The 24167-nt window shown below is 45.1% G+C and carries 27 protein-coding genes; 17 read left to right on the top strand and 10 right to left on the bottom strand.

Annotation, left to right across the window (positions count from 1 at the left end; all coding sequences use genetic code 11):
- Window positions 1-13: 13 nt before the first annotated feature.
- Both def and F8H35_RS01945 read right to left on the bottom strand, forming a co-directional pair.
- On the bottom strand, window positions 14-547 hold the full coding sequence (gene def / locus F8H35_RS01950; protein ID WP_472571890.1) for a peptide deformylase: 534 nt from the start codon (window positions 545-547) through the stop codon (window positions 14-16).
- Window positions 508-1305, bottom strand: a complete 798-nt coding sequence (locus F8H35_RS01945) for a sugar phosphate isomerase/epimerase family protein (protein WP_472571889.1) — start codon at window positions 1303-1305, stop codon at window positions 508-510. The genes def and F8H35_RS01945 overlap by 40 nt, the downstream gene beginning before the upstream one ends.
- Window positions 1306-1356: 51 nt before the next feature.
- On the opposite strand from F8H35_RS01945, the gene F8H35_RS01940 reads away from it, so the two are divergent.
- From F8H35_RS01940 to F8H35_RS01920, 5 genes are all read left to right on the top strand, one after another.
- Window positions 1357-3387: a hypothetical protein gene (locus F8H35_RS01940; RefSeq protein WP_472571888.1), complete on the top strand. Its 2031-nt coding sequence runs from the start codon at window positions 1357-1359 to the stop codon at window positions 3385-3387.
- Between the two features lie 31 nt (window positions 3388-3418).
- Window positions 3419-3763, top strand: a complete 345-nt coding sequence (hisI, locus tag F8H35_RS01935; RefSeq protein WP_472571887.1) for a phosphoribosyl-AMP cyclohydrolase — start codon at window positions 3419-3421, stop codon at window positions 3761-3763.
- Window positions 3760-4047 carry a phosphoribosyl-ATP diphosphatase gene (gene hisE / locus F8H35_RS01930; protein ID WP_472571886.1) on the top strand — a complete coding sequence of 96 codons (288 nt, stop codon included), beginning with the start codon at window positions 3760-3762 and terminating at the stop codon, window positions 4045-4047. Before hisI ends, hisE begins: the two co-directional genes overlap by 4 nt.
- The gene (locus tag F8H35_RS01925; protein WP_472571885.1) at window positions 4047-4376 is read left to right on the top strand and encodes a PocR ligand-binding domain-containing protein; all 330 of its coding nucleotides are present in this window, start codon (window positions 4047-4049) and stop codon (window positions 4374-4376) included. Before hisE ends, F8H35_RS01925 begins: the two co-directional genes overlap by 1 nt.
- Window positions 4377-4523: 147 nt before the next feature.
- Complete coding sequence (locus F8H35_RS01920) at window positions 4524-5246, top strand: GGDEF domain-containing protein (RefSeq protein ID WP_472571884.1); 723 nt, start codon at window positions 4524-4526, stop codon at window positions 5244-5246.
- On the opposite strand, the gene F8H35_RS01915 is transcribed toward F8H35_RS01920, so the two are convergent.
- Both F8H35_RS01915 and F8H35_RS01910 read right to left on the bottom strand, forming a co-directional pair.
- Complete coding sequence (locus F8H35_RS01915; RefSeq protein ID WP_472571883.1) at window positions 5243-5584, bottom strand: histidine triad nucleotide-binding protein; 342 nt, start codon at window positions 5582-5584, stop codon at window positions 5243-5245. The two genes, F8H35_RS01920 and F8H35_RS01915, sit on opposite strands and share 4 nt — an antisense overlap.
- Entirely contained in the window at window positions 5563-6828 is a 1266-nt protein-coding gene (locus F8H35_RS01910) for a penicillin-binding transpeptidase domain-containing protein (protein ID WP_472571882.1), read from the bottom strand. The genes F8H35_RS01915 and F8H35_RS01910 overlap by 22 nt, the downstream gene beginning before the upstream one ends.
- Before the next feature lie 50 nt (window positions 6829-6878).
- Here F8H35_RS01910 and F8H35_RS01905 point away from each other — a divergent pair, with 50 nt between their 5' ends.
- Genes F8H35_RS01905 through mnmH form a run of 3 tightly spaced genes read left to right on the top strand, consistent with a single transcriptional unit; the run spans window position 6879 to window position 9667 of the window.
- Window positions 6879-7961 (top strand): DNA double-strand break repair nuclease NurA, encoded by a 1083-nt coding sequence (locus F8H35_RS01905; RefSeq protein WP_472571881.1) that lies wholly within the window; start codon window positions 6879-6881, stop codon window positions 7959-7961.
- Complete coding sequence (locus F8H35_RS01900) at window positions 7954-8676, top strand: class I SAM-dependent methyltransferase (protein WP_472571880.1); 723 nt, start codon at window positions 7954-7956, stop codon at window positions 8674-8676. Before F8H35_RS01905 ends, F8H35_RS01900 begins: the two co-directional genes overlap by 8 nt.
- Entirely contained in the window at window positions 8636-9667 is a 1032-nt protein-coding gene (gene mnmH / locus F8H35_RS01895) for a tRNA 2-selenouridine(34) synthase MnmH (RefSeq protein ID WP_472571879.1), read from the top strand. The genes F8H35_RS01900 and mnmH overlap by 41 nt, the downstream gene beginning before the upstream one ends.
- On the opposite strand, the gene F8H35_RS01890 is transcribed toward mnmH, so the two are convergent.
- Window positions 9643-10683 carry an SPOR domain-containing protein gene (locus tag F8H35_RS01890; RefSeq protein WP_472571878.1) on the bottom strand — a complete coding sequence of 347 codons (1041 nt, stop codon included), beginning with the start codon at window positions 10681-10683 and terminating at the stop codon, window positions 9643-9645. The genes mnmH and F8H35_RS01890 overlap by 25 nt on opposite strands.
- A gap of 103 nt (window positions 10684-10786) precedes the next feature.
- On the opposite strand from F8H35_RS01890, the gene amrS reads away from it, so the two are divergent.
- The 4 genes from amrS to F8H35_RS01870 are packed head-to-tail and all read left to right on the top strand — an operon-like array spanning window position 10787 to window position 15021.
- Entirely contained in the window at window positions 10787-11794 is a 1008-nt protein-coding gene (gene amrS, locus F8H35_RS01885; protein WP_472571877.1) for an AmmeMemoRadiSam system radical SAM enzyme, read from the top strand.
- Between the two features lie 40 nt (window positions 11795-11834).
- Window positions 11835-12293, top strand: a complete 459-nt coding sequence (locus F8H35_RS01880) for a YbhB/YbcL family Raf kinase inhibitor-like protein (RefSeq protein WP_472571876.1) — start codon at window positions 11835-11837, stop codon at window positions 12291-12293.
- A 14-nt stretch (window positions 12294-12307) separates the two neighbouring features.
- The gene (locus F8H35_RS01875; protein ID WP_472571875.1) at window positions 12308-13570 is read left to right on the top strand and encodes an MBL fold metallo-hydrolase; all 1263 of its coding nucleotides are present in this window, start codon (window positions 12308-12310) and stop codon (window positions 13568-13570) included.
- The gene (locus tag F8H35_RS01870; RefSeq protein WP_472571874.1) at window positions 13567-15021 is read left to right on the top strand and encodes a hypothetical protein; all 1455 of its coding nucleotides are present in this window, start codon (window positions 13567-13569) and stop codon (window positions 15019-15021) included. The genes F8H35_RS01875 and F8H35_RS01870 overlap by 4 nt, the downstream gene beginning before the upstream one ends.
- Here the strand turns inward: F8H35_RS01870 and F8H35_RS01865 are convergent.
- From F8H35_RS01865 to polX, 5 genes are all read right to left on the bottom strand, one after another.
- Window positions 15005-15376 (bottom strand): hypothetical protein, encoded by a 372-nt coding sequence (locus F8H35_RS01865; protein WP_472571873.1) that lies wholly within the window; start codon window positions 15374-15376, stop codon window positions 15005-15007. The genes F8H35_RS01870 and F8H35_RS01865 overlap by 17 nt on opposite strands.
- Window positions 15345-16268, bottom strand: coding sequence for a UDP-3-O-acyl-N-acetylglucosamine deacetylase (lpxC, locus tag F8H35_RS01860; protein ID WP_472571872.1), 924 nt, complete (start codon window positions 16266-16268; stop codon window positions 15345-15347). The genes F8H35_RS01865 and lpxC overlap by 32 nt, the downstream gene beginning before the upstream one ends.
- A gap of 95 nt (window positions 16269-16363) precedes the next feature.
- Window positions 16364-18022, bottom strand: coding sequence for a radical SAM protein (locus F8H35_RS01855; protein ID WP_472571871.1), 1659 nt, complete (start codon window positions 18020-18022; stop codon window positions 16364-16366).
- A gap of 129 nt (window positions 18023-18151) precedes the next feature.
- Window positions 18152-18688 (bottom strand): Hsp20/alpha crystallin family protein, encoded by a 537-nt coding sequence (locus F8H35_RS01850; RefSeq protein WP_472571870.1) that lies wholly within the window; start codon window positions 18686-18688, stop codon window positions 18152-18154.
- A gap of 76 nt (window positions 18689-18764) precedes the next feature.
- On the bottom strand, window positions 18765-20492 hold the full coding sequence (gene polX, locus F8H35_RS01845) for a DNA polymerase/3'-5' exonuclease PolX (RefSeq protein ID WP_472571869.1): 1728 nt from the start codon (window positions 20490-20492) through the stop codon (window positions 18765-18767).
- A 43-nt stretch (window positions 20493-20535) separates the two neighbouring features.
- Between polX and F8H35_RS01840 the strand changes: the two genes are divergently transcribed.
- The 5 genes from F8H35_RS01840 to F8H35_RS01820 all read left to right on the top strand — a co-directional run bounded on the left by F8H35_RS01840 (window position 20536) and on the right by F8H35_RS01820 (window position 24165).
- Window positions 20536-20946 (top strand): hotdog domain-containing protein, encoded by a 411-nt coding sequence (locus tag F8H35_RS01840; protein WP_472571868.1) that lies wholly within the window; start codon window positions 20536-20538, stop codon window positions 20944-20946.
- Window positions 20943-22022, top strand: coding sequence for a hypothetical protein (locus F8H35_RS01835; protein ID WP_472571867.1), 1080 nt, complete (start codon window positions 20943-20945; stop codon window positions 22020-22022). Before F8H35_RS01840 ends, F8H35_RS01835 begins: the two co-directional genes overlap by 4 nt.
- Complete coding sequence (locus tag F8H35_RS01830) at window positions 22015-22704, top strand: YggS family pyridoxal phosphate-dependent enzyme (protein WP_472571866.1); 690 nt, start codon at window positions 22015-22017, stop codon at window positions 22702-22704. The genes F8H35_RS01835 and F8H35_RS01830 overlap by 8 nt, the downstream gene beginning before the upstream one ends.
- Window positions 22705-22930: 226 nt before the next feature.
- Entirely contained in the window at window positions 22931-23164 is a 234-nt protein-coding gene (locus tag F8H35_RS01825; RefSeq protein WP_472571865.1) for a DUF2283 domain-containing protein, read from the top strand.
- Window positions 23161-24165, top strand: a complete 1005-nt coding sequence (locus F8H35_RS01820) for a 3-dehydroquinate synthase II (RefSeq protein ID WP_472571864.1) — start codon at window positions 23161-23163, stop codon at window positions 24163-24165. The genes F8H35_RS01825 and F8H35_RS01820 overlap by 4 nt, the downstream gene beginning before the upstream one ends.
- Window positions 24166-24167 lie beyond the last annotated feature (2 nt).

Below are 24167 nucleotides of genomic sequence, written 5' to 3'. Positions count from 1 at the left end.
CTCCCTCCTCAGGTTACCTTTTCTGTGCCATTTCTCTTTCGTACTTCCTCTTTAGTTTCTTGTACTTCTCAAGTGCTAACCTTTTCTGAAGCGGAGAAAGTCTGTCTATGAAAACAACACCGTTCAGATGGTCTATCTCGTGCTGAAGAGCCCTTGCAAGGAGGTCTTCTCCTTCAATCTCAAAATCCTCTCCGTTTAAATTCTGTGCCTTCACCTTTACGTAGGCAGCCCTCTTAACCTTCCTGTAGAGCCCCGGAAGTGAAAGGCAACCTTCCTCTTTTACGATCTCTCCCTCCTGGGCTACTATTTCAGGGTTTATTAAAACTATCTGTTCTTTCCCCTGCTTTTCGGTCCTTGAGTGGAGGTCTATAACAACGACCTGCTTTAGAACGCCTACCTGATTTGCAGCAAGTCCCACTCCACCCCTTTTGTACATGGTTTCAAACATATCATTTACAAGGTTTATTATCTTCTCGTTGAACTCTTTAACTTCCTCTGCCTTTGTCTTTAATATTTCGTTTGGGTAAATAACGATATCTCTCTCCATTTAACGTTCCTCCTTAAAATTTCCAGACTCTTTAAAACGTCTTCATAGGTTTTGTTTTCAAGGTTTAAAATATACTCCTGTTTCAGCTTTTCCATCTGGGTGAACACTTCAGGGTAGTTCACCGTTCCCGTTCCCATGGGAAAGTGGTTGTCCTGGAGTCCTAAGTTGTCGTGGAGGTGGAACTCGTAGATTCTGTTTCCCAACATCTCAAACCACAGTGAAACGGGAACTTCTGAAAACAGGTTCATGTGGCCAACGTCTAAACAGACTCCTGCGTTTTCGGGAAGGTTTTTTATAAAATTTTTTAGGTTCTTGGGATTTCTATCAAAAACGTTCTCAAGGGCTATTTTTCCGTTCCATTCTTCTGTAACCTCTTTGAAGGTCTCAAGAGCTCTCTCAAACCAGCTGTTGTAAAAAGGGTCAACTTTCTGGGGGTGGTAGCCTGTGTGGAAAACGATAACTTCGGCGTTTAAAACCCTCGCTGCTGTTACAGTTTCAAAGAATCTATCTCTTGTAGCCCTTAAGACGTAGGAGTCAAGAGCTCCCGGGTTGAGGTCTATAAACGGGGCGTGGACTGTTATGGGAGCTCCCCCTGCAAGCCTTCTCAGCTTACCGAAATCTTTGAGTGTGAGGGAATCTAACACTTCTGCAGTTAGCTGGAGCTCCACCCCCAAACCAGCTTTTACAAACCGTTCTATCAGCTGGGGGTTTTTCAGTATCTCCTTTCCAGAAACGTGGGCAACAAGTTTCATAGTCATTCCTTTATCGTAAAATCTGAATTGTTTAAATTAAACTAATCTGGAGGGAAAGTGAAATCAACTACGGCCGCCCTTCTACTCCTTTCCCTTCTTCCTCTTCCCGCTTTTGGGTTCCAAATTTCCGGTGAAACCGGGTTTTACGGGGTTCATCTTAAGGGAGACTACAGACGGGAGCTGGGTCTTGAGAAGTGGAGGGGAAGGAAGACCGGTTATTACTACCGTTTAAACATCGGTAAAACTTTTTATCTGAGCAGGGGAACAGTCTTCAAGTTCTCTGTAACCTCCGGAACGACTAAAGTTCCCTGCGTTAACATCTTCACATCAAACGGTGATTCTCTCTTTTCGGGAGGGGGTAAAACCTTTAACGTTGGGGAACTCTACCTGAGTAAAAAAGGTTTCCTCTTTAAAAACCTCAACCTGAAACTTGGTAAACAGACCTTTGAAATTCCTGCCCTTTTTAGAGACAGCCTCTGGGGAGCGAGCTTTGACTATTCCTTCAAAGGCTATTCACTCTTCTGGAACCAGATTGCAGGTTACGAGGGGAAGTTCCTGCTACCTGAGAGGAAGAATGAGGATGACGTTGATATAGCCGTTTTTGGAGTTGAAAAAGGTAGTTTAACTTTTGGTGGCTACAGGATTATGGATGCTAAGGGACCTTCTCCAGCTGTATTTAAAAACGGCCTGTTCCTGAAATTAAACGGGAAAAACTACACAGTTTCAGTAGTCTCTCAGAACGGAAACTACGGCGGTTGGGGGGAGCTCTCTCTGGGCTCTCTGAAATTTACCGGTGGTTACTGGCAGAAGGGGATAACTACTTATGGTTACAGGGAAGACCTGAAAGGTGAAGGTCTCATTTTCAGGCCAACTTTGGGAAATTTGCGCTTCGGGAAAGTTTCATACTCTTTCAGCTACCGGAATCTGCCGATTAACCTTTATGCTGCAAGGTTTGAGACTGCTTCTGGCAGACTGATAGGAAACGAGGCGGGAGGAGAGGTTGACTACCCGGTAAAGGGGGGAGCTCTCTTTTTAAAGGGTGCTCTTGGCAGCGATGGAACCTACGCATTTTTCGGCGGTTACAGATGGGGAGTGAAACTTCCAGAGAGTTACGGGAATTTAAGCATTAAGCTGAAAAACTACTTTGATGTTATCGGCGAATACGCAGACTTTCCAGGTAAGCCCTACCCCGCACAGCTTGAGTATGAGGGCTGGGCTGAGTATAAGCACGTAGGGTTCTGGCACTCAGCCTATAAGCTGACTGCCTATACAGACAACTTCCGTTTCAAGGTTTCAACGGGAAAGAACTCAAAGTTTGACTACGTCGTCTGGGGAAATACTTCAGACAACTTCCTCTACCAGAGGAGCCACGGGAAACTGTGGCACCTTGAGGAGCTCTATACATTCGGGAGAAACTACAGTGTCGGTCTTCAGCCGGTTACAGTTGAACCACTCTTTTCAGATTACCTTCCCGGTGTTTCCTACAAGGTTAACGGTTTGATAGCCTCTCTCTTTTACCACAGGCTTGACAGTGGGAGAGGAAGTCAGGACCACGGAGTTTCCATTCTTTCCTACAAAAACCTTTCTTACGTAGCGGTTTTCAACGGGAGCTCCACCCAGTCGGCCCTCTCACTCTTCCTGAGACGGGAGAACTTCTCCGTTGGCGGCGTAAAAGAGTGGGGACACGGCCACAGAGGAGACTGGGGAGCTGTTTTCGGCATAAGGGGTTCTCTCTTTGGAACGGGAATTTCTGTGGAATACAGGGTCTTTTCAAACTCCTTTTCAACCTTTAACTTGAAGGAGTTTTACAGGGACGTTGGCCTTGCACTGAGACCGGGAGAGAGGGGAATCCGCTACGCTACAGCTTCTTTAGAAAGACCTTTAAACTTCTGGAAGTTTCCCAGGTTCTCAACAAAAATCCGGCTAATCTACGACAGACTCTACAGGTTCTCTGGAGAATACATTGCTCAGGAGTTCGGTCTTGGAATTATTCTGAAACCGGGAAAAAGGTGCAGTTTGGAACTCCTTGGAGGTGTGGGGAGCTCCTCAATCAACTATACAGGGCTTCGGTTTAAACTCAGCTGGTAGAATAATGGACTACGAATTCAGGAGAAGAACCTTGAAGGTAAACACAGAACTTTTGAGCCAGATAGATTTTGATAAAAGTAACGGCTTAGTTCCCGTTGTGGTTCAGGATGTCAACACGAAAAAGGTTCTCATGGTTGCCTACGCAAACAGAGAAGCACTTGAGAAAACCCTTAAAACCGGTTATGCCCACTACTACTCCCGTTCAAGGGGGAAGCTCTGGAAAAAGGGTGAAACTTCTGGAAACGTTCAGAAAGTTAAAGAAGTTTTACTTGACTGCGACGGCGACACTCTCCTTTACTTAGTTGACCAGAAAGGAGTTGCCTGCCACACAGGAGAATACAGCTGTTTCTTCAGGAAAGTAGCGGAGGAAAAATGAAAATAGGTGAAATTTTAGAGGAGCTCTACAGGGTTGTTGAGAAGAGAAAGAGGGAGCTCCCAGAAAATTCCTACACCGCATCCCTTTTTAAGGCTGGCGAAGACAGAATCCTTCAGAAAGTTGGAGAAGAAGCAATAGAGACAATACTGGCCCTTAAGTCTGGAAATAGAGGAGATGCCGTTTATGAGGTTTCCGACCTTCTCTACCACTTAACAGTTGCCCTTGTAAACAGCGGTATAACCTACGATGAGATAGCCGAGGAGTTAAAGAGGCGGATGAAGTAGTGAGAATAGACAGGTTAGACAAATACTTTAATCCAGAAGAGTTAGGGAGGCTTTTACAGAACTTTGTTTCCTACCTTGGGGCCTCTGTTGGAATATTTGACGAAAGTGGCAATCTCAGGTTTGTGGATTTTATGCCTCCTTACTGTGAGGTCATCAGTTCAAGAGTTCCAGAAAGGTGTGAAGCAGACAGAAGAGAACGGTTTGAAAAAGCGAAGAGGCGAAAGAAACCGTTTCTCCACACCTGCTTTGCCGGAAAGCTAAACTTTGTGATTCCCCTGAAGTTCTACTCAGGGAAGGACGAGTTCTTTATAGGCGTTGCCGGTGGCTGACAGGGTTTAGAGAAACTCTCCCGGCGGGAGATAGAGAAAATAAAGAAACTTGCCGACGAGATAGGTATTGATAGAGGTCTTCTCTTAAGGCTGGCAGAAGAGGACTATCAGTTTGGCTGTCAACGGTTGGGATTTCCCATCCCGAAAGTGGGCAGGAAAAGTGCCCTGCTTTTCCAGTGTGAAATGTTCCAGAGGGCTTTTCTGAGACGCTTAAAACTGCCAGAAAACTACCCAAGGGAGCTTTTAAAGGTTCTAAACCGGATTGAGGAGGTTATAGGCTGGAACTTTGTAAAGCGGATCTACAGCGATGAGAGTGTTCTTGCCCAACCTCTTCTTGACGCCCTCAACGATTTAGTTGATTCTTTTGAGTTTCTTGCAAAGAGAACACTCCCCAAAAGGATTGTTTACTACGCCTTCAGAGATCCCCTAACGGAAGTTTTCAACCGCCACTTTCTTCAGGAACAGCTCCACTTTCTTTCAAGGAACAGAGAGAACTTTCCTGTCGGAATTATCTACTTAGACCTGAATAACCTAAAAAAGGTTAACGATATCTACGGCCATAAGATTGGAGACCTTTACATTCAGCAGTTTGCATCTATACTCCGGTCGTCTGTAAGGAAGGGAGATTTCGTTTTCAGAGTAGGAGGAGATGAGTTTTTAATTCTTGTCCCTAAGGCAAATGAGAGAGTTCTAAACAGAATAGTTCGGAGAATTGTTTTAAACACGGAAAATGTTAACAGAGATGGGGAGCTCCCCGTCCCCATCTCCTTCTCTGCAGGTTGGAGTTTGTGGAGCTCCCCTGAAGAGCCCTTTGAGGAAGCCCTTGATAGGGCAGACAAGATGATGTACCTAAATAAGTTCTCCGGTTAACGGCAGACCATCGGCCCTAAGGGAGCTCCTCCCAGCAGGTGGAAGTGGAGGTGGTATATCTCCTGACCTCCATCCCTGTTACAGTTAACCAGAACCCGGTAGCCGCTTTCGGCTATTCCCAGCTCTTTTGCTATCTCTTTGATAACCGTAAATATGTGGCCTATAAGTTCTTTGCGTTCCTCTTTTAAATCGTTAACCGTAGGGATGTGCTCCTTTGGAATCACAAGAACGTGAACCGGTGCCTGGGGATTGATGTCGTGGAAGGCCATAACCTTTTCGTCCTCGTAAACGACCTTTGCAGGTATTTCACCCTTTACTATCTTACAGAAGACGCACATCTTTCCCCTCCTTTTGCGTATCTCTCCTGTAGTTTAACAAAGTCTGCAGCTGCAACTGCCGATATCTCATATCCTGATAGATAGTAAAGCCAGTTGTTAACCGCTACAGACGAAACAGCAAGGGTTTTACCTCGGTAGCTCATAAACCCGGTAAACCACTCACACCTTCCCTCAGGATAACTTCGCTCCGTAAGAGTTCCCGTTTTTCCGCCGACTGTAAGACCGCTGTACTTTCTGAGAAGCCTGAAGTACTTTCTATTTGCTACCGTTCCAATCTTTACGGTTAAAACCATCATTTTTTTTATCTCATCTGCCGTTTTTTCTTTTACCACTCGTCCCATGTTAACAGGTTTAAAGTCGTACTCCTTTCCCGTTTTAAGGTCTATGACCTTCTCTACTATGTGGGGTTTGACCATCACTCCGCCGTTTACTATCGTCTGGGCAATGAGTGCTTCGTGGAAGGGGCTGGTTACAGTATCGCCGAGTCCGGCTGCCGTAAGGGCTAATTCGTAATCGTCAAGGGGTTCCCTTAAAATTCCCCACGGGAAGTCGTAACCTTTCCTGTTAAATCCGAACCGGTAGGCATACTCCATGAGCCTTTTCTTTCCTATAAGCCTTCCAAGGTTCCCAAAAAACGGGTTGGCAGAAGTGGCGAAAGACTGAGAGAAGATCCTTTCAACTCTATAGGAGCTGTTGAGCCAGACCGAGGGAGAACAGGAGTCCCCTAACCCTCCACAGTTTAGCTCTGTTTTTGGAGTAGCAATCCCTGTATCTAAAGCCGCAGCTGCTGTTACAATTTTGAAGGTTGAGGCTGTTGGAAATGAGCGTTTAAAGAGAAGGTTTGGATATTTAAGACTTGAAACTGCAGCTACAACTGAGCCAGTTTTTGGGTCTAAGGCCACATAGGCACCATACTTTACTTTGAATCTCTTAAACTCCCTTTCAACAATTTTCTGGAACTGAGGGTCTACTGTGAAAATGATTTTGTAATTCCCAGTGTTGTATACAAATCTGTTTCCTTCAATTTCCGCCTTCTCAAAAAGCTGGTATTGAAGTTTGAAGTCGTTTTCAAGTTCCTTCACAAGTTCCGGTTTCTGTTCTTCATTTGTTTCTTCAATTTTCGCCTCTGCGTTTTCAAGTTTCTCTTTCTGCGGCAGGATAATGGCGTTGATAAAACTTGCAAGTAAAAGGAAAAGCAGTGCTGAAAATACCGGAACGGTAAAAAGCTTAAACCTTCTTTTCATACTTCCTCCGCTGCAGCATATAATATATGCACTATTACAGGAGGTTCAGCTTGACTATTAGAGGGGTTCTTATAGAGGCGGCCTACAGAAGGTTGGGGAAAGTTTCCATCTCTCCCAACGGACTTGACAGGATTTTAGAGAAGGTTAAGGGGGTGTGGCGGGAGCTCCCCCCATCTACTTCTCCCGGTTCTGTTGGAGCAGTTGACGGCAGCAGGAACAGGAAAGAGTTTTCAGGATACGTTGTTTACGCAGTTGGTGCTGCATCTGTGACGTTTAACGGCGGTAAACCTTCAGGAATTGAAATAGATGCGGATGTTGATCTTTTAAAACCCTCAGAGTATTCAGATTCAAGACTCAGAATACTGATGGGTATATTGGAGTTTAAGAGAGCTCTCTCTATTCTTCCAAAAGTTTCCCTCTTAATGCTTGATGGCTCTGTAATCGGAGCCCTTATAAGACCACCTTCCTTCTACCATGAAGTTTCCAGTAACGGCGAAATAAGAGAGAGAATGTGGAAACTCTTTCAGGAACTGGAGAGAATTTACTCAACAGACCGGATAAACGCCAAAGATTTCTACAACGAGATTCAGGAGAAGTTCTCCGGCAGGGATTACGCTGTTGCAGCAGGGTTCCTTGAGTATTTGGAGTACCTCTACACCATTTATCTCCTTCTGAAAGAGGTTAGGGAAAAGGGAAAGTGCCTGGTGGCTGTATCCAAAAAGTCCGATTCTAGGCTTCACTTCCTTGATACTCTTCTTCCCGATGCTGCTGTTCTAAATTTTCTAAACCTTCCCCCAGGATACATTGAGCCTAAATACGGGAAGAGGGTAGACGAGGAGAAGAAGTTTAAGTACCCTGGAAAGTTTGACGATTTGCTAAGGACTTTTGAATTTACAGTTTCCTTCGTAAAGCTAAAAGATCAGGTTAACAAGGTTGAAGTTCTGGAACTTCCGGAAAGGAACGGAAGTTTTGAGGAAGTTTTGGGATACCTGAATTTCTACTCTGTTTCCGGTTACCCTTACCCACTTGTTGAGGTTCACAAAAGTGTAAAAATAACCTCGGAAGACATTGAAGAAGTCATAAGGATCTTAAAACTGAAAGGGATTACCGGGAGGGAACCGTTAGGTGAGTAATCCCTTTACCGGTAAGGCTGCCTGGGAATACGACCGATTTTTTGAAACCTCCTTTGGAGCTACTGTAAAAAAGTTAGAGGGAGAGCTCCTTTTAAAGGTTCTTTCTCCGTTTAGGGGAGGAGATCTCCTTGAAGTGGGCTGTGGAACCGGTGTCTGGATGGAATTCCTGAAGAAGAACGGATTTACCGAACCTGTAGGTCTTGACCTCTCAATGGATATGCTCCTTCAGGCGAAGAAAAAGGGGTTGAAAAAGCTCGTAAACGGAACAGCTCTGAAACTTCCCTTTCCAGACGACTCTTTTGACCTTACCTACTTTGTGACAAGTCTTGAGTTTATCACCGATAGGAAAAGAGCTCTCCTTGAGGCGGCAAGGGTTTCAAGAAAGGGAATCCTTGTTGCCTTTCTAAACAGATACTCCCTCTTAAACCTGTACAGGTGGTTTAAATCTAATTTCGGGAGCTCCGTCTATTCACTCTCTACCTTTATAACGAAGAGCGAACTTGAAAAGCTTGCTCGGTACGTTAACGAGGCAGGTAGGAAGAGGTTAAAACTGGAAAAGTTCCTGACTACGCTTAATTTAAGCCTCGGCACTTTTATTAAGGAAGAGTGGGAAAGAGAGCTGGGCTTTAACTCGCCCTTTGGAGCTTTTGGAGTTGTCTTATTTAAGGTGAAAAATGGAGTTAGTAAGAGAGATAACTGTAGAAGAAGCTCTTAAAAAGGGATACAGGTTTATAGACACCAGAACGGCTGAAGAGTTTGAGGATTTCCACATTCCGGGAGCTTACAACGTTCCTCTATTTACTGCTGAAGAAAGGAAGAAGGTATCTAAGGTTTACTACGAAAAAGGCGAAAAAGAGGCAAGGCTCTATGCCCTGGAATTGGTGGGACCGAAGCTCTATAAAATAGTGAAGGATATTAAAGAGATAAAGGATAGAGAGGGAAAAGTTGTTGTCTACTGCTGGCGAGGAGGGTTAAGAAGCCTTGCCGTTGCAGCTATCTGTAACCTTGCCGGTGTTAACGTTCCAAGGCTCATTGGAGGCTATAGAGCCTTCCGCCGATACATACTGGAGAGGATGGCCGAAATCCTTAAAGGAAAAAAACTCTTGGTTCTCTATGGCCCTACAGGATGCGGTAAAACAAGGATAATCAGGATTCTGAAGGAGAAAGGCTATCCGGTTATAGACCTTGAAGGACTTGCAGGCCATAGAGGTTCTGTTTTCGGAGGGATTGGGCTAAACCAACCTTCTCAGAAAATGTTTGATGCTTTCCTGTGGCAGGAACTTGAAAGGCTAAAAGACTCTCCCTGTATTTTAGTTGAGGGAGAAAGCAGGAAAATAGGAAAGCTATTTATACCGGAGCCCTTCTGGAAAGCAATGCAGGAGGGAGATAAGATTTACATTGAACTTCCTTTAAAAGAGAGGGTTCGTATCTCTATGGAGGACTACGGAGTGGATAGGTTCTCTCCAGAGGTTTACTTAGAAGCTCTTTCAAGAATAAGAAAAATTTTAGGAGATGAGAAGTACAGGGAGATAAGAAAACTTATAGAGGAGAAAAAATACCCTGAAGCCGTTTCGGAGCTGATGGTTAACTACTACGACAAGCTCTACGCCAGATCAACACCTTCAGAGGTTAAACCCTTCAAAGTAGAAACTTTAGATGAAGCTGTTTCTACTGTTGAGAACTATTTAACCTCTATCTGTGGGTAGATCCACCTTTCTGGCTTATAGGCGCAAACTCTTGGAAAGACTTTTCTGTGAATTCTTCTCTTTATTTCCTCAGCGAGTTTTTTATCTTCTCTGTAGGTTTGATCAAAACCGACCCTCAGGGTGTAAAAGTTCCCAATCTTCTCTACCCTTACGTAAGGGAAACCCTTAAGCTCCTCGGCCAATTTTATAAGCCTTTGTGCAGATACATCTGTTGCCACCTGAACGCAGTAGTATTTTCCAGTTCTAAGGAGTTCTTTTTTCTCGGTAGCTCTTTCTTTATTGGAAGTTTCTACAGTTTTTGATTTTTTAATCAAGCTATTAATTGTAGTAGCTTTCCCTTTTGTATTTACTTTCCCTTTGTCCGTTTTTTTCTCCATCTTAGCTTTAATTTTTGGATAAGGTGCTTTTAGAAAGTTGCTATTTCCACCCTTTTTATCGTTTTCACCTTCTCTAATAGCCAGTTTCACCCCGTTGGCCTGAGTTTTCTTGATTCTACTTGTTTCGGAGTATTTCACTGTAAGTCCTGTATTTTCCTTGTAGAACAGAGTTCTAGCACCTAATAAGAAAATTCCAGCTAAACCGACAAACCCAACAAGGTAGGTTACTCTTTTAAGCCTCTTTTTTAAGGTAAGGTTCCTCTTAAATGAGAGGAGCTCCCTCCTTACTTCGCTGTCCTGAGTGTAGTTCATAAATTCACTGGGAATTGAAATTATCCTTCTCCACAAGTATTCTCTTACGAGGAACTTGAGAAGTCTCTCCTGCTCCTTTGACAGGTTCTCAAATCTACAGAAAAGGGTACCGTTCTCCGGAGCACAACGGAGCTTTACCTCAGGGATCACCAGTTCGTTGTAAGCATCGTAGGGGAAAACAAAGTCGGCCGTAATATTTTCTTCAGATTCTAAAAAAGGGACGTTCTCTATAATTGCCCCTGCAATCCCCCACTTTATTACTTTGAGTCGCTTGTCCCCAACCTTAATGTACGCAGGTATGTTAAAAAGGTTCCTGCTTTCCCCCATCTTATCTCCTTTTTTTACGCAATTTTACAGCTACTTTTCCATACTGGCTTAAATTGAATTAAAGAACAGGATTAACATAACTGAATTTTATCAGGAGGGAGAGATGCCGAAAACAGTTGCTGAGTACTGGAAGCCTTTAGAGGAAAGTAAAGTAAAGTGTGTTTTATGTCCGAGGGGATGTGTAATTCCCAACGGCGGAAGAGGGTTCTGTCTGGTAAGAGTTAATGAAGGTGGAACCCTTTACACGACCATCTACTCCGAAATCACCTCTGCCAACTATGACCCCATTGAGAAAAAACCCCTGTACCATTTCTATCCTGGCTCTGTAATCTTCTCAATTGGTACTAACGGCTGTAACCTTGACTGTAAGTCGTGTCAGAACTGGGAAATCTCAAGGAGGGATACTCCTCACCTCAGACAGGTTTTCACTCCGGAGATGGCTGTTGAGTACGCAAAACGCTACGGTTCAATAGGAATAGCCTACACCTACAACGACCCAATCATCTGGTTTGAGTACGTCAAAGACACGGCAGAAAAGATAAAAGAGGCCGGGCTTAAGAACGTTATGGTTACAAACGGGAATATAAATATTGATGCCCTTAGGGAGCTCCTTCCACTCATAGACGCTTTCAACGTTGACCTTAAAGGAATGGACAGGGACTACTACCTGAAGTTCTCTTCCTTTCCCAACCCCAACGTCTGGCAGGTGTGTGAAGAGATAAAGAAGGCCAACAAGCACCTTGAACTCACCAAACTCATAGTTCCTGGATTTGAAGAGTTTACCCCTGAAAACTTTGAGCGCTACGCGAAGTGGGTGGCAGAGAACCTTGGAAAAGACGTTCCACTCCACTACTCCCGCTTCTTCCCAGCCTACAAGCTGATGGATACTCCCCCAACCCCTGTTGAAGTTATAGATATGGCCTACGACGTCAGCAAGGAGTACCTATGGTATGTTTACGTTGGGAATGTAATTGAGCCCGAGAGGGAGTCTACCTACTGCCCGCAGTGTGGGGAGCTCCTTGTGAAGCGGGCCGGCTACAACGTTGAAGTTCTTTTTACTCCAGATGGGAAGTGCCCAAGGTGTGGAAGGCCTGTTGATTTTGTTTTCTGATAAAGTGATAAACTAAAAGAGAACCGTGTAGGAGGGAGAGATGAGAGTTTTCAGCCCGGCTTTTGGGAACGGAGAGTTTATCCCCATTAAATATACCTGCGACGGAGAAGATATCTCACCACCCCTTCTCTTTTTGGATCCTCCAGAGGAGACCCAGAGTTTTGCTCTTTTGGTTGATGACCCCGACGCTCCAGGTGGAATTTTTACCCACTGGATTATCTACGATATACCGGTAACGTTTGAAGGATTGCCTGAGGACGTTCCACCGGTTCCAGAGCTTGAGTATGGCATAAAGCAGGGACTAAACGACTTTGGAAGGGTTGGTTATGGAGGGCCCTGTCCCCCACCCGGTAATCCCCACAGGTACTTCTTCCTCTTGTTCGCCCTGGATGTTCCGTCTATAAATCTTCCCCCTGGAATCAGGAAACCACAGTTCCTTAGAGCTATTGAGGGGCATATACTGGCACAGGACGAGCTTGTAGGACTTTACGGCAGGTAATAAATTCACTGCCTATGGAAAACCTGTTTATACCCGTAGGCGGCGGGAACGAGATAGGAGCAAGCTGTTACCTCTACATAGTTTCCGGAAAGCGGATTTTAGTTGACTCGGGGATTAGGTTCTCCAACAGGGAGCCCTATCCCGACTTTGACTTCTTAAAAGCCTTAGCCCCTGAGCTTGACGCAGTAGTTATCACTCACGCCCACGTTGACCACTGTGGGAGCGTTCACCTCCTCTCAAGCCTTTATCCCGATACTCCTATTTACACAACCCACGAAACGGCTCAACTTCTTGCCCTTATGGTTGAGGATGCCATAAAGGTTCGCCACATAACAGACAGGAACTCAAACGAGGAGTGGAAGGAATACAGGCTCCTTGATGAAGCCCTATCAAGGGTTGAGAGGAGGGAGTTCTACGACAGGATAACTTTAGGAGATGTTGAGATAGTCCTCTACCCGGCGGGCCACGTTTTGGGGGCTTCATCTGTTGCTATCTACTACGGAGACGGTTCAATGGTTTTCCACTCTGGAGACATTTCACTCTCTTTTCAGAGGACAGTTGGAAGTGCGGAGCTCCCCCCTGAAAAGGCTTCCCTATTAACCCTTGAGAGCACCTACTACTACTCAGACAGGCGTTTCAAAAGGGGTGAGGACGAGAGGGAGCTCCTTGAGACCGTAAGGAAAACTGTTGAGAGGGGTGGAAAGGTTCTTATTCCTGCTTTTGCCCTTGGAAGGGCTCAGGAGATACTCCTTCTCCTTTCAGAAGGGATGAGAAACGGGGCTATTCCACCCATTACCGTTTACGTTGACGGCCTGGCAAGGGACGTTTCAACCATATATGAGAACCTGCTGAACAGGAACCTATTTAACTACTACGTCCAGCCGGCTCCCTCTTATCAGGGTCTTTCCTTTGAGGAGGCCTGCAGGGAGAACCTGAGGGAAGCTGACTGCATACTCTCAACCTCTGGAATGCTGGTTGAGGGGACTCCCTCTTACATCTACAGCAAGCTCCTTGCTAAAGACAGCAGGAGTTCCATAATCTTCAGCGGATACATGGCTGAGGAGAGCTTCGGCTACAGGCTCCTTTCAAGCAGGGAGCTCCTTTCGGCCTTCAGGTGCCAGATAGAGAAACACCACCTCTCTGCCCACTCAGACAGGAGAGAGCTTGAGGAAATTCTTGATACACTAACCCCTGAAAAGACCGTTTTTGTCCACGGCTACCCGCCTCCAGAAAAGCAGAAAAACCACGCCTTTAACAGAGAGGTTGTGAGGTTTTGAGGGTTTACTTCGGATATCCACTTTCTTACAGCCGTGATGGGAGCTTTAAGCTGAAGGATAACTTCCTCTCGGAGATAAACGTTGACTACTCTTCTATTCCCGTTGAGGTGAAGAAAAAGCTCCTCTCTCTCCTTGAGAAACTTGATAAAAAGGACTACCTCTTCATAAGAGACGTTTTCTACGACGGCATAGACGTTCTTGAATTTGCACTCTACCCTTTAGAGCCCCACACGTTTGAGGAAGTTGTTCTGCCCGGATACGTCTACGGGAAGTCAACGTTCCTCATAAGGAACCTCTTTAAGAACTCCTTTGGAAAGAGAATTTCTGTTTTCTACGATTTCAACTTCTTCAGTAAAAGAACCGTAGTCATCAACGTTGGGTACACCCAGACCTCCCTCTCTTTAGGCGGGGAGCTCCTCTTTAAACTTCCCTTCGGTGAGTTTCACCTTGTAGATACACTTGGGAACTACCTCTTTAACAGGTTTATCGGGGAGTCTGGAGTATCAAACGCCACTTTAAGAAAAGAGGGAATCAGAGGAGAAGTCTTGGACCTGTGCAGGAGTTCTGCTGCCCGTCTTCTCTTTGGAAGGACGGACAGAGTAGAGATTCCACTCTTTAGCTACAGCAGGGCAGTTCCAGAGTATGAGCTAAACCTTGCCCTTACACCTGTTATAGGAAGTGCAGCTTTTGGAGAGCTTATCACCTCACCTTCAGACTTCTCCTCATCTGTCGTTTTTGCCCTTTACAACTACGAGGAGACTTTCAGGGAAAGGTTGAAACTTGACAGAGTAGTTGTTGTTGGAAGGTTGAGACGGCCTTTTGTCAGAGCTCTATCAAAAATCTTTCCCGTTCCCGTTGAGGAGTTTTCCGGTGAGGAGTTTGTCTCCCTTCAGCCTGTCAACGGCAAGTTCAGAGTTCCCGTAAAGGTCTTTTCTGCTGATAGAACAGTTGTAAGAGCTTTTCCCTTAGACGCCGATGCTGAAGAGGTTTCCATAAGAGCTCTCAGGAGCCACTTCAACAGGAGAGATCCAAAAGGGGTTAAAGTTTTAGAGGAGCTCCTTAAGAAAGATCTCAGCGAAAAAGAGCTTGTCTCTTTCATCTACGAGCTTTTGACCATAATGAGGAGAGTTTCTGCAAGGAACAGAGTTGAGATTGCCTACCTTAATGCCGCCATATACGGGCTTAGCCAGGTTGACATTCCAGAACACCTGTTTAAAAAGGTTGAGAACGAGCTTTCTAAAAAAGCTTTTAACTGGAATCTTCCCTTTGAAACAAAGCTTAACGTTCTCTACTTCTGCCACAGGTATAGAGAGAAGCTCCAGAGTTCACCTCTTTCAGTTTTTCCACCTCTAATGCTTACTTATATAAGGGAAAAGAAGATAACAGAAGGAGAGAAGAATTTTGTAAGAACCGTTGCTGAAAGGTTCTTTAAAACTACCTCTCAAACCTGACAGATATTGAAAGATAGGCAACGAGAGCCACGTCTATCACAGACGTTGCAGTTGCAGAGAGACAGAATGGAAGAAGTAAGAATTTCCCTGTTTTTAGGTAGAGTAGAGATATTAAAACCCCTAAGATAGGAAACGGAAGGAGCTCCCTGAACCTTCCATCCTTAAACCAGAAGAAGAGAAATGCGGAGAGCAGGTTTAGAGTTAAACACCTTACCGTTAGAATTTTGAACTGAATGTTTGGAAGGACGCTGTAGTATAAAAGGGGAGCTTGGGCAATTAAGATTATGAAGAATATTGAAATTGATATCTGAAGGATGTATTTCTCAATTAACTGAGGGAGCTCCCTCTTCTCCAAAGGCTACTCCTTCTATTCCTTCTACTGCTCCCTCTCCAAACTCAACAAGCTCGTAGAGTTTTTCGCCGTAAATCCTCTTAACGAGGGCTGCGTTCAGTGCGTGGCCTGTTCTAAAGGCCGTTACTTTTGCAAGGAGCGGATAACCCAGAATGTAGAGGTCTCCGATGAGGTCAAGGGTTTTGTGGGCTACAAACTCGTTCTCAAGCCTTAAGCCTCCTTCGTTTAAAATTCCGTAGTCGTCTATAACTATAGCATTTTCTAAACTTCCACCCCTTGCAAGGCCTGCAGCTCTTAAGGCTTCAACTTCCTGGTAAAAGCAAAAAGTTCTGGCTTTTGCTATCTCTTTAAAATTTTTAAGAGTATGGATATATACTATCCTCTGATGGCGAACCTTTTTGTAGGTGTGGTTGAACGAGATTGTGTTGTCTATCTCAAGCCTGTCTGAGGGTTCTGCTAGAATCCTCTTCCCTTCAAACTCAACCAAAACTTCCTTTTTCAGAACTGCGTACTTCCTCTTTTTGGAGAGCTCTCTAACACCCGTCTCCTCAAACAGGTAGATGTAGGGGGCGGAGCTCCCGTCAAGAATCGGCAGTTCCTCTGAATCTAAGTAGACAAAGAGGTTGTCTATTCCAAAGGCAGAAAGGGCTGCCATAAGGTGTTCAACCGTTTGAACACTTATGTTTCCATCTGATAGGTTTGTTGCGTAAAAGAGCCTGCTCAGGTGTTCCGGAGAGGCTTTTATAGAAGGAGAGCCTTTGATGTCCGTTCTTATGAAGACGATTCCCGTATCTGCCGGTGCGGGAACAAGCCGAACGTTTACCTTCTTTCCGGTGTGGAGCCCTATACCGCTAAAGGAGACCTCTTTTGCAAGGGTTCTCTGGTAAACTTGCATTGACTCTCCTGTTCAGTTTTTACTCACAGCGGAATTATATTCTGAATATCCGTTGGTTTTCCCGTCCTACAATAGAGAAAAGTGCAAATTTGCAATTAAACCTTAACAATCTCTTTCTCCTCAACGGTTCCACAGAGGCCGCAAACTTTACAGCCGGGAAAGCAGGTGGGAGTTGACCTCCTATGATAGGTAAACTGGTATTCCCTCCACAGGTATTCCCTGTTTATACCGCTCTCCACTATATCCCAAGGGAAAATCTCCTCTTTTTCCCTCTCTCTGGTGTAGAGTTCCTCAAAGGGAAGCCCCATCTCTTTGAGAACTTTTCTAAATGGAATCCTTTTAACTGCGCTTATTACTGCTGCCTCTCCTACCCTCGTATCTCCCCTTGAAATTATGGCCTGAAGAACTGCATCCCTTACGTTTTCGTGAGTCAGCTTCATACCTTTTACTTTTCGGAGCTCCCTTTGAAGCAGCCTCAGTTTCTTCTCTACTGCCGACTTAGGGTTCAACCCATACCACTGGAAAGGAGTAAAGGGTTTTGCTATTACCGGGTTAACGCTCAGGTGAACTTCCCCTTTAACTCTCCTCTCCTTCCAGTATTTCCGGCCGATTTCGGTGAATTTCCTTGCCATTTCCGCTATGGCCTTAATATCCTCATCTGTTTCACCTGGAAGGCCTATCAAGAAGTAGAGTTTTATGTTCTCCGCTCCGCTTTCAAGGGCTTTTTCTGCAAAGGAGAAGTACTTTTCATCTGGAACTTTTTTATTTATTGCGAAGCGGAGCTCTTCACTTCCAGCCTCGGGAGCTATCGTAACCGTTTTCTGCCCCGATTCCCTGATAATCTCAAAGATTTCTGGAGAAGGGGAAGAGGCCTTCAGGGAAGAGAATGAGGCTTTAACCCCGTATTTCTTGAGAATTTGGTGAAGTTCCTCCATCTTTGAGTAATCGGTTACCCCTGCACCTATCAATCCCACTCTATCAACGTATTTAGACGCAAGGGCTATCTCTTTTTCAACAACTTCCAAGCTCTTTTCCCTGTAGGGAAGCCCCATGTAGGTTGCAACGCAGAACCGACACTTCTCTATACAGCCCCTGTTGAGCTCTATGAGGAACATGTCTTTAAAGGCCGTATCTCCTGTGAGAAAACAGGAGTGGGACGGAGTTTGGGGGAAAACCTTTGACCTGTATATTCTTTTTCTCTCTCCGATTATCTCTTCAATCAGCAGGCCGTTGTATCTGTAGCTGTAGTCCCTGCTGACTATTACGTTGTCAAACTCTGATAGAACTTCAAGGGTAGGGTTCTGCCGCAGAGCCCCAAAAACCTCCTCAATTCTCCCCTCTGCCTCTCCAAGGTAAACTGCGTCAAACAGCGGAAGGAAAGGCGCCGGGTTGTAGTAGAGGCCTATTCCCCCTCCAATGACCAAGGGAGAGTCTTTTCTTCTCTCCCTTAAGGGCTCTATTCCCCACCCTGAGAGGAGCTCTGCGGCCTTAAAGATGTGGTTCTCGTAGGTTATGGAAAAGGCAATAACATCAAACTCTTTAGGATGGAGACCTAAAAAGTAGGAGTTCTCAAGCCCTTCAAATATCAGGTCACAGCTCACTCCCTCTATCTGGTTCAAAAGGGAGTAAACTCTGTGAACTGCAAGGCTTGATAAACCTACCTTCTCCTCTCCCGGATAGACCAGAAGAACCTTCAGGTCGTTCGGGTTAAGCTGTAAGTGGCTGCACTCGTTTATAACAACAAGTTCAGACATAAACCTCCTTTACCTAATTGAAAATCGTTCTCATTAAATATCGGCTGTGAAATTCCTTCTGTCAAAATAAAAAGCCGCCCTTTCGGGCGGCCACCATCAAATTTCTCGGAAAGTCTGTAACCAAACGGTCTACTTCTCCTCTTTACCTTTATCTTCCTTGCCTTTGTCTTTCTCCTCAGGCTCTTTGACGATAATCTTAACCTCTTTCCTTGCGGTTTCGGCCTTGGGTAACCTTATCTCAAGAACTCCCCTGTCGTAGTATGCCTCTATCCCTTCTTCTTTAACCTCTACAGGCAGAGGAATTACCCTCTGGAACTCTCCGTAGAAGGTCTCGCTGAAGAAGACGTTGTCCTTCTCCTCCTTCTGCTCCTGCTTCTTAACACCTCTTATTATCAGGTAGTTTCCGCGAACCTTAACGTCTATGCTGTCTTTATCAAGGCCTGGCATTTCGGCCCTTACAACTATCTCGTCGGGGGTTTCATACATCTCAATCCTCGGTTCAAAGCCTGCTTCAAAGCCGGGGAGCTCCCTTCCAAGTCCACCAAACCCCCTCATCATTTCAGCCATCATTCTCTCTATTTCCTGAAACTGCCTGAACATATCCTCAAAGGGGTCAAACCCTCTTCTTCCTCTTCCAAATCCTCTTCCGAAGAATCCTCCAAACATCTCTCCCTCCTTAAAATCTGGTTTTAGCTAACTTAAAATCCTATTTTAAATTTAAACCTGCTTTTTTCAAAGTCAACTACTTGACGCCAAACTTTTTTCTCTTCTCCTTTACGAACCGGCGGAGCTCCCTCAAACCCCCGGCATTCACAACATCTTTCGTCTCCACCCAGCCCCTTCTGGCCGTTCCAACTCCCAACTTCATCATCCACATGTGGTCTACGTGGTGGGAGTCCGTGCTTATGACCAGCTTCACCCCGAACTTAATAGCCATCCTGCAGTGGGCGTCCCTCAGATCCAGCCTGTTGTAGTAAGAGTTAACCTCTAAGGCCGTTCCCGTTTCAGCTGCAGCTTTCATTACCTTCTCTAAGTCTAAGGGGTACCCTTCCCTCTGGCCGATAACCCTTCCCGTTGGGTGGGCTATAACGTTTACGTAGGGGTTGTTTATCGCCTTCAAAATCCTCTCCGTGTTGTCCTGAGTAAACCTTGAGTGGACTGCGGCAACAACGAAGTCAAGCTCTTTTAGTATCTCGTCGGGGTAGTCAAGGCTTCCGTCGGGCAGTATGTCAACCTCTGCCCCTTTCAGTATCTTAATCTTCCCTTTAAACTTCTCGTTGAGTCTGTCTATCTCGTAGTTTCTCCTCTCTAAGTCCTCTTCTGAAAGGCCGTTTGCAACCTTTAAACTCTTTGAGTGGTCTGTTATAGCAACATACCTATAGCCCATCTCTATAGCTTTTTTCGCTATCTCCTCAATGGTTGATGCACCGTCTGACCAGTTTGAGTGGATGTGGAGGTCTCCCTTTATCTCATCGTATCCAACCAGTTTGGGAAGCCTGTGTTCCAGAGCCGCTTCAATTTCTCCTGTATCCTCCCTTATCTCCGGGGGCGGAGTGTCCATTCCAAGGGCGCTGTATATCTCCTCTTCGGTTCTTCCGGCAATCCTTTCATCTCCCTTGAAGAGGCCGTATTCGTTGAGCTTGTAGCCCAGCTTGAGGCATATTGTTCTAAGGTGAATGTTGTGGGCTTTAGATCCCGTGAAATACTGGAGTGCCGCTCCGTAAGACTCCGGCTCAATTACCCTTAAATCAACCTGTTCCCCTTCTTCAACAATTACTGTAGCCTTCTTTGTCCCCTTCCAGAGAATTTCCTTAACGTTCGGTAGGTTGACGAAGGCCTCAATTATCTCAAGGTTGTTCTTCCCGGTTGCCAGTATGTCTATATCTCCAACTGTTTCCTTCATCCTCCTTGTTGAACCGCAGACAGATATCCTTTCAACGGCAGAGTGTTCCTTCAGCTGGTTCACTATCCTGTCGGCTATGAACACTGCAACGCCTAAAAGTATCCTTCCGCCGCTCTTTTCAAAGAGCTCTATCCCCTTCTTTATCTTCTCAACCTTTTTGAGGCCGAAACCGGGAAGCTTTAAAAGATCTCCCCTCTCAATTGCCCTTTTAAGGTCTTCAATGCTCCTTATACCCAGCTCATCGTAGAGGAGCTTAACGGTTTTAGGCCCTACACCGGGAATATCTAAAAGTGTGAAGATTGTATCTGGAACCTGCTGCTTTAATTTTTCAAACTCCTCAATCTTTCCGGTTCTCAGAAACTCTAATATCTTTGCCTGAAGCCTCTGGCCTATTCCCGGAAGCTGAGAGAGTTTCCCCTCTTTTGCAAGCACTTCTATATCTTCAGAAAGATCTCTTATCAGCCTTGCAGCATTCCTGTAAGCCCTTATGTGGTAAGGGTTATCTCCCATAAACTCCAGTATATCTGCCCACTTGTCAAATATGTCTGCCAGCTCTTTGTTCTTCATCTCTACCTCCCTATTTCTATTTATAACCTATAATTCATTTGCTATGAGTGGAAAAAAGCTGAGAAGGGACAACTACTGTTTCGTCTGCGGTGAGGAAAACCCAAAGGGTATGCACCTGAAGTTTGAAAGGAAGGATGACAGAGTCTACAGCCGTTTTTCCCTTCCTAAATACTACCAAGGCTACAATAACGTTATCCACGGCGGGATAATTTCACTCATCTTAGACGAGTCTATGGCATACCTGCAGGAGATTGAGGAGCGGTTCCTCACCGGGAAGATAGCTGTTAGGTTCCACTCTCCCCTTTACGTTGGCGAAGAGGTTGAAGTTGAGGCCTGGGTGGAAGAAGAGAGGAGAAGATTTAAGATAACTAAAGCGGTTATGAAGAAAGTTTCAGGCGAAAAGGTTGCAGAGGCTGAGGCACTGATGTTCGTCTTTAAGGAGAGGAAAGAATGAGGAAGTTTCTGTTGTCTCTTTTACTCCTGCTTCCTGCTGTTTCACACTCTCAGGAATTTAACGTTGTAGCAAGTGCCGTTTCAGTAAGACAGACTCCAATGGGTCAGATAGAAAAGACCTTGAATAAGGGGGAGAGAGCTCTCCTCACATCCCTCTTTACATTCTGGGGAAAGACAGAAAACGGCTGGGTCAACCTTGACTACACAAGTTTTAACTTTCCCCTTGAAAAAGTTATGGGGGAGCTCCCCCTAAAGTTTGTCCTCATAACTTCTCCGGAAAACCTTAACGGTCTTGACCTGAAAGAAAATGACGTTCTTTACGTTGCAAAGGTTAAAGATGGGAAAGCCGTTTGCATTTTTAGAAACAGGGCTTTCTTGGTTCCCAAAAAAGACTTAAACGTTGAGTCTGGAAATTTCTCGGTTGTGGTTATAAACAGAAGAGCCATACTGTCAGACGGCGTAAACTCCATTGCTATTAAGCCAGGGACAGCCCTTCTTAAAGGAAATGGCGGATACTTTTACAGGAACCACTACTACACTTCCCTTGAACCTGTGAAAAAGAACGCCGATTTAGACGTAGATTCTATTCTTAAAAAGACCAACAGGCTTATAGATATCTTTAACAGCGCAAAGCTCTCATCTCCCCTTGCCGACAGGCTGGGATACTACGTTAAAACCCTTCCCGTTAAAGATTCAGACTTGGAAGTAGTTAAAACCGATGACGGGGGAATTGGCGTAGTTGTAAACCTTAAGTACAAATTCTTCTTAAAAAACGGAAAGCCCATAACCGACAGGAAAACGAGGCTCTTTCTGAAAGAATCTAACTACGAATTCTGGCGGAGACTTTCAGAGGAGTTTTTTAAATCTGGAGTTGACAAGTTTGTTGACCTGAGAATTTACAGGTTTAACGGTAAGGATTCGTTTGAAGACTGTGGTTTTGTTGACTCCAGCTACCACCTCTACAAACTGGGTTATCTAAAGAACTGGAAGTCATTTCTGGAGAACTCCGAGTCTAACTTAAGCGACGACCTCTGGTTCTTTGCAGATGAAGTTTACGAGAGGTTAGAAAATGATTAGGGAGAACTACAAACGGATAATGGAAGAGATAGAGAAGGCCTGCCTGAGAGCTGGAAGGCAAACCGATGAGGTTAAACTCCTTGCCGCCACAAAAACCAGAACCCCAGATGAGATAAGGGAAGCCTACGAGGCTGGAGTAAGGCTTTTCGGGGAGAACAGGGTTCAGGAAGCGAGGGAGAAGATTCCTCAGCTGAAAGACCTAACAGGTGCACAGTGGCACATGATTGGCCACCTCCAAACAAACAAAGTGAAATACGCCGTTGAGCTCTTCAACTGCATAGAGACCTTAGACAGGAAAGAGCTTGTAGACGAACTCTTAAAGAGAATGGAGAGAAAGAGCATTAAAGAAATAGACCTCCTAATTGAGGTAAAGCTCTCTCCTGAAGAGTCAAAGCACGGATGCCCACCAGAGAGAGTAGAGGAGCTCCTTTCCTACACCCTTCAGTTCCCACAGCTAAACGTTTTGGGTTTCATGACCGTTCCTCCTTACCTTGAAAACCCTGAGGAAGTTCGGCCATACTTCAGGGAGCTCCGCCAGATTAGAGATAGAATGGAAGAAGTTTTTAACAGGAAATTCCCGGAGCTCTCCATGGGAATGTCCCACGACTTTCCCGTTGCAGTTGAAGAAGGGGCTACAATTGTAAGAATAGGAACGGTGCTCTTCGGCCCGAGGTTAAAGTGAACGTGAAATTCTCTCGCCATGCGAAAAGGAGGGCGAAACTTTACAAACTACCACTTCCTTATATTGAAAAACTGCTATCTAACAGAATATGGAAAGAAGGAAGAAACGAGTTGATAGTTAATTTACCAGGAGTTGAATTACCTGTGAAAATTGTGTTTGATGTTAAGACAAACCAAATTGTAGTTATTACTAACTATCCGTTGAAACGTTTAAAGAGAGGAGAGCTATGAAGGTTTTTTACGATAGTGAAGTGGATGCTCTTTACATTAAGTTCAACGATTTGGAACCTGAAGGTGCAGTTGAAGTTGAAAGAGATGTTAACCTTGACGTTACCAGAGATGGCAGGATTGTTGGTATAGAGATTTTGAACGCTTCAAAAAAAGTAGGGATAGATACGGTTTTTAATTACTCGCTGATACTGAAAGACTATGAAACTGCAGATGTTGGAGGGAAGGAATGAAAAAGGAACTGATCGTTTACGTTAAAGACCCGAAGAACAAAAAAGTTGTTACTGCTGCCCTTGAATCTGGAGTCTCTGCGCTTCTCTTAGAAAAGCCTGAGAGCGAAAAAGTTAAAAGGCTTGCAAAGGTAAAAACGATTGCACCAGACGGAGACTATAAGTTAGGTGAAGACTACGTTATCGTTGAGATAAAAGGGAAGGAAGATGAGGAGAGGGCTGCGGAGCTCCTCAAAAAGGGCAAGAAAGTTATCGTGAAAACAACCGATTGGACAATTATTCCGTTAGAAAACCTTTTGGCTCAAGGAGATGACGTTTACGTCTGGGTCAGGAACGCTGAAGAGGCAGAAACGGCAATAACGATTCTTGAAAAGGGCGTTAAAGGTGTAGTTCTTGACACAGAAGACGTTAACGAAATAAAAGCTGCAGGAGAGGCCATAAACCTTGCAGGAGAGAAAGTTCAGCTTGAAGTAGCCAAAATAACAAGGGTTAAACCCATAGGAATGTGCGACAGGGTCTGCATAGACACCTGCTCAAACATGACCCGCGGTGAGGGAGCTCTCGTTGGAAACTCCTCTGCCGGGATGTTCTTAGTCCACGCAGAAACAGAATCAAACCCTTACGTTGCTGCAAGGCCTTTCAGGGTAAACGCCGGAGCCGTTCACATGTACGTCCGCCTTCCCGGTGGCAAAACTAAATACCTATCAGAGATAGAGAGCGGCGACGAGGTGATGATTTACAACTACAAAGGTGAGGGAAGAGTAGCCTACGTTGGAAGGGCAAAAGTTGAAAGACGGCCGATGCTTCTCATAGAAGCCAAAACAAAAGATGGCAAAAAAGTGTCTGCAATACTTCAAAACGCAGAGACCATTCGCCTTACATCTCCCAAAGGAGAGCCTATCTCTGTTGTTGACCTGAAAGAGGGAGACGAAGTTCTGGTATACACAGAAGAACCTGGAAGACACTTTGGAATGAAGGTAAAAGAGACGATAGTTGAGAAGTAGGA

Origin of the sequence: Thermovibrio sp. (genome assembly GCA_015488335.1) — a bacterium.
Lineage (GTDB): Bacteria > Aquificota > Aquificia > Desulfurobacteriales > Desulfurobacteriaceae > Balnearium.
The sequence above is the reverse complement of the archived record's forward strand: the minus strand, read 5'-3'. Positions and strand labels throughout refer to the sequence as shown.

Bases quoted from the DNA above. Each gene is read 5' to 3' on its own strand.
- def (WP_472571890.1), bottom strand. From the start codon at position 547: ATGGAGAGAGATATCGTTATTTACCCAAACGAAATATTAAAGACAAAG.
- F8H35_RS01945 (WP_472571889.1), bottom strand. From the start codon at position 1,305: ATGACTATGAAACTTGTTGCCCACGTTTCTGGAAAGGAGATACTGAAA.
- hisE (WP_472571886.1), top strand. From the start codon at position 3,760: ATGAAAATAGGTGAAATTTTAGAGGAGCTCTACAGGGTTGTTGAGAAG.
- F8H35_RS01915 (WP_472571883.1), bottom strand. From the start codon at position 5,584: ATGTGCGTCTTCTGTAAGATAGTAAAGGGTGAAATACCTGCAAAGGTC.
- F8H35_RS01910 (WP_472571882.1), bottom strand. From the start codon at position 6,828: ATGAAAAGAAGGTTTAAGCTTTTTACCGTTCCGGTATTTTCAGCACTG.
- mnmH (WP_472571879.1), top strand. From the start codon at position 8,636: ATGGAGTTAGTAAGAGAGATAACTGTAGAAGAAGCTCTTAAAAAGGGA.
- F8H35_RS01890 (WP_472571878.1), bottom strand. From the start codon at position 10,683: ATGGGGGAAAGCAGGAACCTTTTTAACATACCTGCGTACATTAAGGTT.
- amrS (WP_472571877.1), top strand. From the start codon at position 10,787: ATGCCGAAAACAGTTGCTGAGTACTGGAAGCCTTTAGAGGAAAGTAAA.
- F8H35_RS01880 (WP_472571876.1), top strand. From the start codon at position 11,835: ATGAGAGTTTTCAGCCCGGCTTTTGGGAACGGAGAGTTTATCCCCATT.
- F8H35_RS01875 (WP_472571875.1), top strand. From the start codon at position 12,308: ATGGAAAACCTGTTTATACCCGTAGGCGGCGGGAACGAGATAGGAGCA.
- lpxC (WP_472571872.1), bottom strand. From the start codon at position 16,268: ATGCAAGTTTACCAGAGAACCCTTGCAAAAGAGGTCTCCTTTAGCGGT.
- F8H35_RS01855 (WP_472571871.1), bottom strand. From the start codon at position 18,022: ATGTCTGAACTTGTTGTTATAAACGAGTGCAGCCACTTACAGCTTAAC.
- F8H35_RS01850 (WP_472571870.1), bottom strand. From the start codon at position 18,688: ATGTTTGGAGGATTCTTCGGAAGAGGATTTGGAAGAGGAAGAAGAGGG.
- polX (WP_472571869.1), bottom strand. From the start codon at position 20,492: ATGAAGAACAAAGAGCTGGCAGACATATTTGACAAGTGGGCAGATATA.
- F8H35_RS01840 (WP_472571868.1), top strand. From the start codon at position 20,536: ATGAGTGGAAAAAAGCTGAGAAGGGACAACTACTGTTTCGTCTGCGGT.
- F8H35_RS01835 (WP_472571867.1), top strand. From the start codon at position 20,943: ATGAGGAAGTTTCTGTTGTCTCTTTTACTCCTGCTTCCTGCTGTTTCA.
- F8H35_RS01830 (WP_472571866.1), top strand. From the start codon at position 22,015: ATGATTAGGGAGAACTACAAACGGATAATGGAAGAGATAGAGAAGGCC.
- F8H35_RS01825 (WP_472571865.1), top strand. From the start codon at position 22,931: ATGAAGGTTTTTTACGATAGTGAAGTGGATGCTCTTTACATTAAGTTC.
- F8H35_RS01820 (WP_472571864.1), top strand. From the start codon at position 23,161: ATGAAAAAGGAACTGATCGTTTACGTTAAAGACCCGAAGAACAAAAAA.